Raw genomic sequence first — 12814 nt, 5'->3', positions numbered from 1 at the left:
GAAGAACAACCCGCCGTTACCGCCGGCCCCGCCGTCGCCGCCGGCCGCGCCGTCGCCGCCGTTACCGCCGTTGCCGAAGAAGTCCTCGTTGCCGCCGACGCCGCCCTGGCCGGCCGCGTCGGTGGCGCCATTGCCGCCGTTACCGTACAAGATGCCGCCGCCTTGACCATCGGCGCTCGTCAGCGAGCCACCGCCCACACCGTTGGCGCCGTTGCAGATCAGACCACACGCCCCGCCAGTCGGGTCCGCGGCGGAATGCAGCGCGGCCGGATCGGCCTGCGCAAACCATGTGTTCAGTGAGGAGTCGACCTGCTGGCCAAACGGGCTGTTGATCCAGTCCTGCTCAAGACCCTGCCAGAAGCTGGTCGTCGACGAATCGGTCACCGACGCCGCAGTGCCGGCGTCAGACAGCGCTGCCGGAGCTGCTCCCGAGAGCGCCGCGTCAAAGCTGCTGGGGTTGGAGAAATCCGCGATCAACGTGTCCCACCCGGCCGGGGTGGACAAATCCGTCAGCAACCCACTCAACACAGCCGGGTCCAAGAAATCGGTCGGGTTGACCGACGTGACCGCCGAACTGACCGCCGAGCCCACCACCGTGTCGAGGATGTCGTCGAACACGTCGGCCTTGGCTGTCGGCGCCCCCGCTAACGGGTAGAGCCCAAACGCCAAGAACGCCCCGGCGCTCCCGCCGAGGCCGATCGCCCGACTACGACGCCGGGCCTTAGCCTTGTCCGACTGCCGATTCTTCTTAGAGTGCTGACCCGCCATGTCCCCAAACCTTCCTTAAGCATGAACTGATTTGATCTCAGGTGCCGTTAAGGTACCGCTTATGTAACCCGGAGGATATAGAAACGGCGAAAAGATCTTGAAGAAATTTTCACACGCCCAATAGTGCGGTATTTACGCAGGTCAACCGGTGTGTCGTCGGCTCGGTCCGGCTAGCGCCAGACCCGAGATTCACCGTAATGTCAGCCGACACGTGTCAACTATTAACTTCTCAGGTTCTCAAATGCGGGCACCAACCCGCTTGCACAGCAATCGGTCGGAGCCAGCACCGGCGGCAAGATCACGCCCTTGAACACCGCTGTGGCGCGCTGCTGACGTCGTGCATATAACGCGCTGCCGATGCTCTGACCTGCGTTCATAGCGGAAATGCCGCCGTTGCGGATCGGGTCGCGAATCGCGGTTACTAAGCCAGCACTATTGGTAAAGAAATTGATTAGCTAAGGAAATATTCGCTATGACTTAACGTTTATCAGTCTCGGCTCAGGCAACCCCAAGCATGATCCGGGGGCCTGAGGAGCATCATCCTAGCTGGTCAACCCTCATTTTCGGCCGATGCGGTAACCCGTTGCGGGCACCAGTGGTGATGGGCGTCGACCCGGGATCGACCCGCAGCGGGCTCTCAGTAATAGATAGAGAGTGGACGCGGCCGCCAGATCATCGCGCTGGACATCGACGTGGTGCGCACCCCAGCCGACCAGCCGCTGGCACGGCGACTGCTCACGATCAGCGAGCACGCCGAGCACTGGCTGCCGCCAAACGCGACATCGACGTGCACTTGCACACGCCCAGCGAGGTCAAAGCCGCGGTTACCGGCAAGGCGGGGCCGGCTAAGCACAGGTCACCGCGATGGTCACCAAAATCCTTGGCCTGCAAGCTAAACCGACGCCCGCCGACGCCGCCGACTTCATGCCTGCCCACCAGGCCAAACGCAACCAATATGTGCGACACACGAGGCCATCACGCGTATGGCATGGCAATGTTGTTTTTCACGCATCGTGATGATGCTTCCTCGGTATCATGGTGCTATGCGGACAACCGTGGTGATCGACAGCGATGTAGCCGGCGAAATCGAGCGTCTTCGCCGCGAAGGGCTAGGCCTCAGTGAGGCCCTGAATCTGCTGGCTCGGCGCGGCATGGCCAAATCGGCCACCTCCAAGACGGTCAAATATCAGCACCGCACCTCGAAGATTGGTCTCAAGGTCGACGTCACAAACGTCGCCGATGTGCTTGACCTGCTCGATGATGATCGTTGACGCGAACCTGCTGCTGTATGCAGTGGACGAGAACAGCACCCATAACGCGGCGGCCGCCGCCTGGCTAGAAGAAACACTCGACGGCGATAGCCGAGTCGGGCTGCCCTGGCAGACCATCGGCGCTTTCCTCCGGATCGTCACACATCCGCGAGTCACCGAGAACCCGCTGGCCGCCGTCGACGCGTGGCGATACGTAGAAGACTGGCTCGCAGTCCCGGTGGTGTGGATTCCACCGGCAACGGAGATCACCGCACGGGTTTACGCCAGACTATGCGCACAGGTCGAGATCACCGGCAACCTCGTCCCCGATGCGCAACTGGCCGCGCTCGCCGTCGAACATGGAGTCGAAATAGCCTCTGCAGATACAGATTTCATGCGGTTTCCCGGTCTTCGCTGGACGAATCCCCTTGGGCACGGTTGACCGATCTCGGTGATAACGCTAATCGTGCGCTCAGTGATGGATGCCGAGAATGAGGGCGAGCGCCTCTTCGATTCCGCGCATCGTGTCGGATGCCAGGACGCCCAGTCGTTGCAGTAAGCGGCTGCGTGCTACGGCTCGGACACCGCGGCAAACGGCCACGCTCTCGGCGTCCACACCTTCGGTGGGCGAGATGGGCGGCCGCAGCGGGGATCCTGTGCGCGAGCTCGACACCGGTACCACTATCAGGAGTTCGTCATCGAGGCCGGTGAGTATTTCATCGACGGAGACCACGACGGCGGGGCGATGTTTGCCGGGTTCGCCGGCGCGCGCGGCGCCGAGAGCGACCAGCCACAGTTCGCCACGGCGAGGTTCAGACAAGGCCGTCACCGACGGCGCCGTCCCAGTCGCGATCCTCGTCACGCACAGCGGCGACGTCCACGTCGGCGCGGGTGGCATCGCGTTCGGCGCGGAAGAACGCCTCGTGCTCGGCACGCGAGGCCAGTTCTGCGAGCAGGGCAGCCAGGGAGATCCCTCGTTCCCGGGCCTGGTTCGCGAGGCGGTCACGAGTGCGGATCGGAACCCTGATTGTGGTCGTGGATGTAGACACATTAGTAGCTTACTATGTCACTTTTCTGACTACGGTCGGAGGAACCGGCCTGCTGGGGTTGCGGCCGCGGCCCAACGCACCGCCGGCCCCAGCCCGCCGGCGCCGCCTTTGCCGCTGGGCCTGGGTGTTAGCCTCCCGCGTGTCCTACCCGCGGATGTCAGCCTCGCCCACTAGGGTATCGAACAGGCGTTCGGCAACGTAGGAGGCGCGGATGCGGGTGATGGGTGTCGATCCCGGGCTGACCCGCTGCGGGCTATCGGTCGTGGAAAACCGCAGTGGCCGCCACATCATCGCGCTCGACGTCGACGTGGTACGCACCCCAGCCGACCAGCCGCTGGCACGGCGACTGCTCACGATCAGCGAACAGGTCGAGCACTGGCTGGACATCCATCATCCAGATGTCGTTGCCATCGAGCGGGTGTTCTCCCAGCAGAATGTGTCGACGGTGATGGGCACCGCCCAGGCCGGCGGCGTGATCGCGCTGGCCGCGGCCAAACGCGACATCGACGTGCACTTCCACACACCAAGCGAGGTCAAAGCCGCGGTCACCGGCAACGGCGCGGCCGGCAAAGCACAGGTGACGGCCATGGTCACCAAAATCCTTGGGCTGCAAGCCAAACCGACGCCAGCCGACGCCGCCGATGCGTTGGCGTTGGCGATTTGTCACTGCTGGCGTGCCCCGATGATCGCGCGGATGGCCGACGCCGAAGCCAAGGTCGCCGAGCAGCGCAAGAAATTCACCGCGAAAGTGAGGGCCGCGAGATGATCGCATCGGTACGCGGGGAAGTCCTCGACGTCGCTTTGGACCACGTCGTGATCGAGGCGGCCGGCGTGGGCTACAAGGTGATGGCCACCCCGTCCACCCTCGCGACGCTGCATCGCGGCGGCGAGGCCCGGCTGATCACCGCGATGATCGTCCGCGAAGACTCGATGACGCTCTACGGCTTCCACGACGGCGACGCCCGCGACCTGTTCCTGACTTTGCTGGGCGTCTCCGGCATCGGGCCCAAAATCGCGCTGGCCACCCTCGCGGTGTACGACGCGCAGGCGCTACGCCATGCTCTGGCCGACGGCGATGTCGCGGCGCTGACCCGGGTGCCGGGCATCGGCAAACGCGGTGCCGAGCGCCTGGTGCTCGAACTGCGCGACAAAATCGGACCGGTGGGCACCAGCGTCGCGGCGACGTCGGTCAACGGCCACAGCGTCCGAGGTCCGGTGGTGGAAGCCCTTGTGGGACTTGGCTTTGCGGCCAAGCAGGCTGAGGAGGCCACCGACAAGGTATTGGCCGGCTTCAAAGAGCAAAACGGCGGAGCCACCACCTCGACCGCATTGCGATCGGCGCTGTCGCTGCTGGGGAAGACCAAGTGAGCCGATTCGACGACTTTGAGGACGGGGTCGTCGAGGACCGGGAAGTTTCCGCCGCGCTGACCGTCGGCGAAGGCGACATCGACGCGAGCCTGCGGCCGCGCTCGCTGCGGGAGTTCATCGGCCAACCGCGGGTGCGCGAACAGCTGCAGCTGGTCATCGAGGGCGCCAAAAACCGCGGCAGCACACCGGATCACATCCTGTTGTCCGGCCCGCCGGGGCTGGGCAAGACGTCGCTCGCGATGATCATCGCCGCCGAACTCGGGTCCTCGCTGCGGGTGACCTCCGGCCCGGCGCTGGAACGCGCCGGCGACCTGGCGGCGATGCTGTCCAACCTCGTCGAGCATGACGTGCTGTTCATCGACGAGATCCACCGCATCGCCCGGCCCGCCGAGGAGATGCTTTACCTGGCGATGGAGGACTTCCGCGTCGATGTGATCGTCGGCAAAGGCCCTGGCGCAACGTCGATTCCGCTGGAGGTCGCGCCGTTCACGTTGGTCGGCGCGACCACCCGCTCCGGCGCGCTGACCGGCCCGCTGCGCGACCGGTTCGGATTCACCGCGCACATGGATTTCTACGAGCCGGCCGAGCTGGAGCGGGTGCTGGCCCGCTCCGCCGGGATCCTGGGCATCGAAGTGGGCGCCGATGCCGGCGCCGAGATCGCCCGCCGCTCGCGGGGCACGCCGCGCATCGCCAACCGTTTGCTGCGGCGGGTCCGCGACTTCGCCGAGGTGCGCGCCGACGGCGTCATCACCCGCGATGTGGCAAAGGCGGCGTTGGAGGTCTACGACGTCGACGAGCTCGGTCTGGATCGGCTGGACCGGGCCGTGCTGTCCGCGTTGACTCGCAGCTTCGGCGGCGGCCCGGTGGGAGTCTCGACGCTCGCGGTGGCGGTCGGGGAGGAGCCCACCACTGTGGAAGAGGTATGCGAGCCATTTCTGGTGCGGGCCGGCATGATTGCGCGCACGCCGCGCGGCCGAGTCGCAACGTCGCAGGCCTGGACGCACCTAGGGATGACGCCGCCCGCGCGGGCCAGCGGGCTTGGCCAGCCTGGGCTGTTCGAGTAGCCGACGGGCGTCACTGCCGACTGGGATTTCATTGGTAGGATAATCCCAATGGAGGCTGTCATTGATTCCGTGGGCCGAATTGTGGTGCCCAAGGCGCTGCGCGACGCGTTGGGTCTGACACCGGGAACCGTGGTCGACATTTCGCAGTACGGCAATGGGGTGCAGGTGACGCCCGGTGGCCGCACCGCGAGACTTGAACGCGATGAGACCGGGCGGCTGGTCGCTCGTAGCGACACCGTCGTCACCGATGAGGTGATGTTCGGACTCATCGACGCGGGGCGACGTTGACCGCTGTGGATGTGGTGGCGGTCGATACTAGCGTCGCCGTACCGCTGTTGGTTGCCGGCCATGAACATCATGCGCAGGTTGCCGCGTGGGCTCGAGATCGGACATTGCGCCTGAGTGGCCACAGCTTGGCGGAGACGTATGCGGTGTTGACGCGGCTACCTGGCGATGCCCGCGTGGCGGCACCAGATGCGGTCAAGCTCATCGACGAGAACTTCGCCCAACCGCTCATGCTTTCGGCTCGCGCCGCCCGGCTGTCCCACCGGGAGTGCGCCGGTAAGGGTGTGACAGGTGGCGCGACCTACGACGCACTGGTCGCATTGGCGGCTCGTGAGCACAGCGTCCCTCTTGCGACCAGGGATGCGCGTGCACGATCCACCTATGAGGCCATCGGGGTTATCGTCGAACAACTGCCGGTACGGCTCGCCGATTGATCATTCGGCCCCCGATGACGGCTGCACAGACGTCCCGGAAAGGTCGACGCAAGGTAGACGGTATCTCAATCGGGTACTATCTACCATATGGCGTTGAACATCAAGGACCCGGAAGTAGACCGTCTCGCTACCGAACTCGCGTCTCGGTTGCGGACCAACAAGACGGACGCCATCCGTCGCGCTCTCAACGCGCAACTGGCGCTACTGCAGTCGCACTCCGGCAACCGCGAGGACCAGCTACTCGACGTGATGCGCACTGAAGTCTGGCCTCTGCTGAGCGACCGAACCCCGATCACCAAGCACGAACGCGAAGAAATCCTTGGCTACGACCCCGAAACGGGAGTCTGAGCGCGCAATGATCATCGACACCAGCGCGATTGTGGCGCTGATCCAAGACGAGCGGCCCCATGCTGCACAGGTCGCCGCAGCGCTTGCCGGCGCACGCCAACCGGTCATGTCAGCGCCGACCGTCGCTGAATGCGTGATCGTGCTGACAGCCCGCCACGGTCCAGTCGGACGCACGGTCTTTGAACGTCTCCGCACCGAAATCAATCTGGCCGTCGCACATTTCACCGACGAGCACGCAGCCGCCGCCCTGCGCGCCTTTCTGCAGTACGGCAAGGGTCGCCACCGCGCAGCGCTCAACTTTGGCGACTGCATGACGTATGCCGCTGCCCAGCTCAGCCACGAACCGCTCCTCGCTATCGGTAACGACTTCACAGAAACCGACCTCGAGTTCAGCGGTGGAGTCATCGGCTATTGGCCGACACCGACCACGAATTAACCAGGAGGACGAAATGATCACCGCTGCATTGGTATTCGCCGCACTGGCCGCGTTGCTGCACGTCTACATCTTCACGATGGAATCGCTGACCTGGACCAGTCGGCGCACCCGCGCCACGTTCGGCACAACGGCCGAGGAAGCCGAGACCACCAAGCTGCTCGCGTTCAACCAAGGCTTCTACAACCTCTTCCTGGCGATTGTCACCGCGGTCGGAATTGCCGGAATTGCATTGGGGCACAACGGCATCGGAGCTGCACTCGTATTCGCCGGTGTCGGATCCATGGCGTCCGCGGCGGTCGTGCTGCTGGCGTCGTCACCGGACAAGGCGCGAGCCGCGCTGACCCAGGGCATCTTCCCGCTGATCGCGGTCGTCCTGCTGGCGATCGGCCTGACGAGCGGCTGACATCACGGGGGCATCGGGGTACCGGCCCAGCCGAGTCCCAGACCGGCCAGACCCAACCCGATCCAAATCAAAAGGGTCGTTGCTAGCCCAGGATTCGCGGCTTCGTAAACCCTGGATTACTCGCCTGGGCAGCCCGGCGTGTCTTGGTATGACGCGGAATTCGCTCAGCTTGGCGCAGTGGTTGCTGGCCGGCCCCGCGGCTCCGCAGTGCCGTGGCGCACCGCTGCCTCCTCGGCTAACCTGGCGCACGCGCTGGTGGCTCCGGGTTATATCGCCGGCGCATATGGGTACTCAGCACGCGCTCGACACCTGGTGTCCAATTGTTTGAGGAGACTCGTAATGACTGACTCGCGGTCAGGTTTCGGCAGCCTGCACATGCCGCGCAGCCGTGGCGCGGTAAGCGGATTGCTTCTGATCATCCTTGGCGTATGGGGGGCGTTGATCCCCTTCGTCGGGCCCTACTTCCATTTCGCGTACACCCCCGACCAGACCTGGGCGTGGAGCACTGCCCGCGCCTGGCTCGAGGTGTTCCCCGGCGCCACCACCGCAGTGGGCGGCGTGTTGCTGCTGCTTTCGGGAAACCGCGCCACCGCGATGTTCGGCGGCTGGTTGGCCGTTATCGCCGGCGCCTGGTTCGTCGTCGGTCGCACACTGGCATCGACATTGCGGCTCGGCGATGTTGGTCAGCCGATCGCTGCGACGGACGCCAAGCGTGCTGTGCTCGAGATCGCTTACTTCTCCGGCCTGGGCGCGCTGATCGTCTTCTTCGGCGGAGCGGTCTTGGCGCGAGTGTCGGTCCGGACGGCGCGCGATGTGGAATACGCGCTGGAGCACGAGCCGGCAGCCGAAACATCCGGTGCTTTCGCGGTACCGGCGGTATCTCCAGACGCCCCGACCTACCCGGCGCCGCAGTCGCACCGGCAGGAAAAGAGCGGCCTGTTCCGCCGGCGACGCGCCGGCGCAACCAGCCACTGAGCTTGACACCATGAGGCCGATCGCCGCCGGAGAGGCGGCGATCGGTTTCAACACGAGCGGACTAGAGCAGCCCGAGCAACTGTAGGTCGGTGATGTACTTGACGATGATCGGCGCCGAGACATGCGGAATGTCTTTGTCCGGCCCAATTTTCGCCTCTTGCACCGCCGCACGGAACCGGTCGGTCGGTGCCATCGACCCATTGATCGGTACCGAAGGCCGCTGGTAGTTGTGCAACAGCGGCAGTAGCGAGTACTGGCGCTGCCGCTCCGGCAGGGCCCGCAGCGTGGTGTCGAACCGCTCCAACCAGGTGGCGTAATCGCCGATCCGCTGGATCGAGTACCCGGCGTCGATCAGCCAGTCGACGTACTCGTCGAGGCCGATGCCGTCGTCGTACGGGTTCATCACGTGGTAGGTCTGGAACCCAGCCCCGGTCTCCAGCACCTCCGTGCCCAAGACCGAGACCGCCTCGGCGATGAACTCGACTGGCAGGCCGTCGTAGTGCGCCCGCTGCCGGTGGCCGTCGCTGTCCAGCTCGTAGAACGATCCGGGCGCGATACCGGTGGCGACCAGGCTGAGCATCAGCCGGGTGAACATGTCCGGCAGGTTCAGCTGGCCCGCATACGTGGTGTCGGCCAGGATCATGTCGCAGCGGAACACTGCGACCGGCAGCCCGTACAGCTCGTTGGCCTCGCGCAGCAGCACCTCGCCGGCCCACTTGCTGTTGCCGTAACCGTTGGCATAGCTGTCGTTGATCTTGCGGGTCGAGCTGATGACCCGGATGTCGGCGTCCTCGACGAACGTGCCCGGCTCGATTTGATCGCCGACGCCGATCGTCGACACGTAGGTGTACGGCTTGATCTTTGTGGTCAGCGCGATCTTGATCAGCTCGGCGGTGCCCAGTGCGTTCGGGCCGAACAGCTCGCTGTACGGCAGCACGTGGTTGACCAAAGCTGCCGGGTCGACGATCAGGTCGACGGTGTCGGCCAGCCGCTGCCAGGTCTGCTGGTCCAGGCCGAGGTTGGCCTCGCCCTTGTCGCCGGCAATGACCTCGAGGTGGTCGGCGGCCAGCTGCTGGTAATGCTCAAGCAGGGTCGGGTCGCCTTCAGGAGAGCCAACGCCGAAGGTCTTGTCCAGCCGCGTCCTCGCATCTTCATCTGTCTTGGCCCGCACCAGGGCGATCACCTTGCCGTCGACGAAGTCCATCTGCTCGAGCCACTCCAGCGCCAGGTAGCGGCCCAGGAAGCCGGTCGCGCCGGTCAACAACACGGTCCGCACCTCGCGGCTGGCCTGCGGCAGGTTAGCCGCGGCAGCCAGCGTCGCCGCGTCGACGAACTTGTCCAGGGTGAGATCGGCGGCGTGCACCTCTACCGCGTCGCGGCCGTGCACGCTCGCAAACGAGGGCCGTTTGGTGCCCTGTCGCTCGCCCTCGATGTAGTCGGCGATGGCCTGCAGGTCGTTGGCCGGGCTGACGATCACGCCCACCGGCACATCGACGTCGAAGATCTCGTGTAGCAAGTTGCCGAATGTCAACGCGGACAACGAGTCTCCGCCCAGGTCGGTGAAGTGGGCATCGGGTGTCAGGTCTGACTTCGCCGTACCGAGCATGGCGGCCGCGGCCCGGCTGACGGTCTGCAGCACCGGCGCCTGCGCGCCGCTGCGGCGTAGTTCGCTCAACTCGTTGGCCTGGCCTTCGGCCAAGTCGGCGTAGAGCTGTTCGAGGCGTGCGCCGTAGTGCTGCTTCAGCTTTGGCCAGGCCAGCTTGCGGATGCCGGTCAGCAGACCGTTCTCCAGGGTGAACGGCGTTGTCTCGATGATGAAGTCGCGCGGTACCTCATAGGACTGCAGGCCGGCCTGCCGGGCGACGTTCTGCAGCGACTCGGCGATCGCTGACTTTGCCGCGTTCTCGTCCGTCGGCACCACGACGGCCAGCAGGTAAGGCTGGGCGCTGTTGCCGTAGACATAGATCTGGCGGACCAGCGGGCTGTTGCCGAACACCGCCTCCAGTTTCGCCAGGGTGACGAACTCGCCCTGGGCGAGCTTCAAGACGTTGTTGCGGCGATCGACATAGACCAGCCGGTCGGGGGCGACCTCGGCGACGACGTCGCCGGTGCGGTAGTAGCCGTCGACGTCGAAGACGTTGGCGGTGGTTTCGGCCCGCTTGTAGTAGCCGGGGAACATGTTCTGGGTCTTGAGCAGCAGCTCCCCTCGCGGATGCGGCCGGTCGGTGCTGAAGTAGCCCAGATCCGGAACGTCGACAAGTTTGTAGTCGACAACCGGCGGACGCTGAATTTCGCCGTCGAACAAGACCATTCCGGCCTCGGTTGAGCCGTAGCCGTCCAGCAGATGGATCTCGAGCAACGACTCGACCCAGGTCTTCAACTCAGGAGAGATCGGAGCCGAGCCCGTCATCGCGAAGAGGTAGCGCCCGCCTAGCAGCTCCTGGCGCTGCTCGACGAGCACCTGGGATTCGGCGGTCTTGCGGTCGGCGCCTTCGGAAATCCGTCGGCCGACTTCACTTTGGTACTCGCCGTACAACATCTCCCAGATGCGCGGGACGAAGTTCAACTCGGTGGGCCGCACCAGACGGAGGTCTTCCAGCAACGTCGACAGATCGCTCTTGGCGGCGAAATACGCGGTGCCGCCGTTGCCGAGCGTGCCGTAGAGGATGCCGCGACCCATGATGTGGCTCATCGGCATGAAGTTGACGGTGATCGACGCGGCGCTGGGCCCGAACCAGTTCTTGGTCGAGCGGTTCCACATCTTGGCGACGTTGCTCTGCGGGTACATCGCGCCCTTGGGTGCGCCGGTGCTGCCCGAGGTGTAGATCAGCAGCGCCAACGGGTCTTCGGACTCGTCGGCCTCAACTGCCGGCACTGGCGGCAGCGCAGCCCCGCGCTCGCGGACCTCGTTCAGCGTCTCGATGGTCAACGCGATGTCGGCCAGCCGCTCGTGGGCGGTCTGCAGCGCCTCGCGGTGGTCGTTGACCTCGGTGCGGTAGTCGAAGATCACCAACCGGCCGGGGGTGTGGCCGGCTTCGGCGGCGTAGGTGATCAGGTCGACCGCGTCGGACAGGTAGTCGACGCTCGCGGCGACCACCGTGGGTTGGGTCTCGGTGACGATCGGCAGCAACTGCGCGATCGCCGCGCTGGTCTGCAGCGGAACCGACACGGCCCCGATCCGGCCCAGCGCGATGTCGATGCTGGCGTAGTCAACGCTGGTGAAGCCCAGCACGCAGACCCGGTCACCGGCCGCAACAACACCGTCAGCCAGCGCACGGGACACTGCGTCGACCCGGTCGGCCAGCTCGCCATAGCTGACGGTCTCGAACCAGGGGAGCAGCTTGGCTGACGTGCGTCCGGTCTGCGGGTCTTTGACCAGCTCGACGGCGCGCTGACCCAGCGCGGGCCGGTCCGAGTAGCCCTCCAGCGCAGCCTTGACCACCTGCGGGAGTCGTGTCCCGGCCTTGTCGATGGTGGCGCTGACGGCCCGGTCGGGCTGCGCGGCGGCGAACTGCGGATCGTTGGCGGCCAACTCCTCGGCGCGACGTTCTGGGCGTTCTTGGGCATCAATGGGCATAACAGAACCTCGGAACTTGTGAATTGGGAAATCTTGGCGACGCCGCGCTGCGCCTAAAAGGTAGTACGTTAGCTAAGGTAACGATATTCCTAATGGGCGACGAAAGCGACGTGAAATTCGCCACTAGCGATGTGCCCGCCTCACAGCGACAACGGGCTCTGTGTCAGGCCCGCATGCGACGGTCTGCTGATGAAAGAGCCCCTTCAGCTACGGGGAATCGAGCTTCGCTACGTACTGACGATGCATTTGTGTCTGCACGGGCCGGCGAGCATCGCAGAGCTCGTCGACGCGCTTGCATGGCACGGCTTTGCCGTGGCCGGGCGGGCGTCGAAGTCGATTTCGGATGCCTTGCGGTGGGAAATGGGTTACGGCAGGGTGCGCCGGCTGCGACGAGGTCGGTATGGCCCCGGCTATGTGCCGCGCGGCACGGAGCACCGGATCCACAAGCGCGTCATGGCATTACGTGACCAGGCCAGTTGTCGCTATGAGGCGGGCACAACGAGAGCCGGCTCCTAGCTATAGGCCGGCGAGCGCCCCGGCCACGATGTCGAGGCCCTCGGTGAGTAGTTCGTCGCTGATCGTCAGCGGCGGCAGGAAGCGCACGACGTTGCCGAACGTGCCCGCCGTCAACACGATGACGCCCGCGGCGATGGCCGCGGCGGCCAACGCGTTGGTCAGCGCGGCGTCGGGATCGGCGGTGTCGGGTTTCACGAACTCGATGGCGATCATCGCGCCGCGACCGCGCACATCGCCGATCCGATCGTCGGCGGCGTGCAGTGCGAGCAGTCGGTCCTTCATCAGCCGTTCGATCTGGCGGGCCCGTTCCAGCAGCCCGTCGGCCTCGATGGTCTCGATGG

16 protein-coding genes and 2 pseudogenes are annotated in these 12814 nt (G+C 65.2%); 13 read left to right on the top strand and 5 right to left on the bottom strand.

Annotated elements, in window-relative coordinates; genetic code table 11:
- A pseudogene (locus WAN71_RS02530) lies at positions 1-768 on the bottom strand (hypothetical protein); the annotation flags it as partial.
- A 601-nt stretch (positions 769-1369) separates the two neighbouring features.
- Here WAN71_RS02530 and WAN71_RS02525 point away from each other — a divergent pair.
- The 3 genes and pseudogenes from WAN71_RS02525 to WAN71_RS02515 all read left to right on the top strand — a co-directional run.
- A pseudogene (locus WAN71_RS02525) lies at positions 1370-1689 on the top strand (crossover junction endodeoxyribonuclease RuvC); the annotation flags it as partial.
- 122 nt (positions 1690-1811) lie between these two features.
- Entirely contained in the window at positions 1812-2039 is a 228-nt protein-coding gene (locus WAN71_RS02520; RefSeq protein ID WP_422223819.1) for a CopG family transcriptional regulator, read from the top strand.
- Positions 2026-2460, top strand: coding sequence for a TA system VapC family ribonuclease toxin (locus WAN71_RS02515; RefSeq protein WP_422223818.1), 435 nt, complete (start codon positions 2026-2028; stop codon positions 2458-2460). Before WAN71_RS02520 ends, WAN71_RS02515 begins: the two co-directional genes overlap by 14 nt.
- A 30-nt stretch (positions 2461-2490) precedes the next feature.
- Here WAN71_RS02515 and WAN71_RS02510 read toward each other — a convergent pair whose 3' ends face one another.
- Both WAN71_RS02510 and WAN71_RS02505 read right to left on the bottom strand, forming a co-directional pair.
- On the bottom strand, positions 2491-2838 hold the full coding sequence (locus tag WAN71_RS02510; RefSeq protein WP_422223817.1) for a type II toxin-antitoxin system PemK/MazF family toxin: 348 nt from the start codon (positions 2836-2838) through the stop codon (positions 2491-2493).
- Positions 2831-3067: an antitoxin gene (locus WAN71_RS02505; RefSeq protein ID WP_422223816.1), complete on the bottom strand. Its 237-nt coding sequence runs from the start codon at positions 3065-3067 to the stop codon at positions 2831-2833. Before WAN71_RS02505 ends, WAN71_RS02510 begins: the two co-directional genes overlap by 8 nt.
- Positions 3068-3278: 211 nt before the next feature.
- Here WAN71_RS02505 and ruvC point away from each other — a divergent pair, with 211 nt between their 5' ends.
- From ruvC to WAN71_RS02460, 9 genes are all read left to right on the top strand, one after another.
- Positions 3279-3833 (top strand): crossover junction endodeoxyribonuclease RuvC, encoded by a 555-nt coding sequence (ruvC, locus tag WAN71_RS02500; protein WP_422223815.1) that lies wholly within the window; start codon positions 3279-3281, stop codon positions 3831-3833.
- Positions 3830-4435, top strand: a complete 606-nt coding sequence (gene ruvA, locus WAN71_RS02495; RefSeq protein WP_422223814.1) for a Holliday junction branch migration protein RuvA — start codon at positions 3830-3832, stop codon at positions 4433-4435. Before ruvC ends, ruvA begins: the two co-directional genes overlap by 4 nt.
- Entirely contained in the window at positions 4432-5499 is a 1068-nt protein-coding gene (gene ruvB, locus WAN71_RS02490) for a Holliday junction branch migration DNA helicase RuvB (protein ID WP_422223813.1), read from the top strand. The genes ruvA and ruvB overlap by 4 nt, the downstream gene beginning before the upstream one ends.
- A 48-nt stretch (positions 5500-5547) precedes the next feature.
- On the top strand, positions 5548-5787 hold the full coding sequence (locus WAN71_RS02485; protein ID WP_422223812.1) for an AbrB/MazE/SpoVT family DNA-binding domain-containing protein: 240 nt from the start codon (positions 5548-5550) through the stop codon (positions 5785-5787).
- 5 nt (positions 5788-5792) lie between these two features.
- Positions 5793-6218 carry a type II toxin-antitoxin system VapC family toxin gene (locus WAN71_RS02480; RefSeq protein ID WP_422223820.1) on the top strand — a complete coding sequence of 142 codons (426 nt, stop codon included), beginning with the start codon at positions 5793-5795 and terminating at the stop codon, positions 6216-6218.
- Positions 6219-6305: 87 nt separating this feature from the next.
- The gene (locus WAN71_RS02475) at positions 6306-6566 is read left to right on the top strand and encodes a type II toxin-antitoxin system VapB family antitoxin (RefSeq protein WP_422223811.1); all 261 of its coding nucleotides are present in this window, start codon (positions 6306-6308) and stop codon (positions 6564-6566) included.
- Positions 6567-6573: 7 nt separating this feature from the next.
- On the top strand, positions 6574-7002 hold the full coding sequence (locus tag WAN71_RS02470; RefSeq protein WP_422223810.1) for a type II toxin-antitoxin system VapC family toxin: 429 nt from the start codon (positions 6574-6576) through the stop codon (positions 7000-7002).
- Between the two features lie 13 nt (positions 7003-7015).
- Positions 7016-7405: a DUF1304 domain-containing protein gene (locus WAN71_RS02465; RefSeq protein WP_422223809.1), complete on the top strand. Its 390-nt coding sequence runs from the start codon at positions 7016-7018 to the stop codon at positions 7403-7405.
- Between the two features lie 339 nt (positions 7406-7744).
- Entirely contained in the window at positions 7745-8380 is a 636-nt protein-coding gene (locus WAN71_RS02460) for a hypothetical protein (RefSeq protein WP_422223808.1), read from the top strand.
- Between the two features lie 61 nt (positions 8381-8441).
- On the opposite strand, the gene car is transcribed toward WAN71_RS02460, so the two are convergent.
- A complete protein-coding gene (gene car, locus WAN71_RS02455; protein WP_422223807.1) occupies positions 8442-11957 on the bottom strand; it encodes a carboxylic acid reductase in 3516 nt (1171 codons plus the stop codon).
- A gap of 189 nt (positions 11958-12146) precedes the next feature.
- On the opposite strand from car, the gene WAN71_RS02450 reads away from it, so the two are divergent.
- Positions 12147-12473 (top strand): hypothetical protein, encoded by a 327-nt coding sequence (locus tag WAN71_RS02450; protein WP_422223806.1) that lies wholly within the window; start codon positions 12147-12149, stop codon positions 12471-12473.
- Here WAN71_RS02450 and WAN71_RS02445 read toward each other — a convergent pair.
- The coding region (locus WAN71_RS02445) for an aminotransferase class III-fold pyridoxal phosphate-dependent enzyme (RefSeq protein ID WP_422223805.1) at positions 12474-12814 on the bottom strand (341 nt) is incomplete at its 5' end.

Source organism: Mycobacterium sp., assembly GCF_049280035.1.
Classification (GTDB): Bacteria; Actinomycetota; Actinomycetes; order Mycobacteriales; family Mycobacteriaceae; genus Mycobacterium.
The sequence above is the reverse complement of the archived record's forward strand: the minus strand, read 5'-3'. Positions and strand labels throughout refer to the sequence as shown.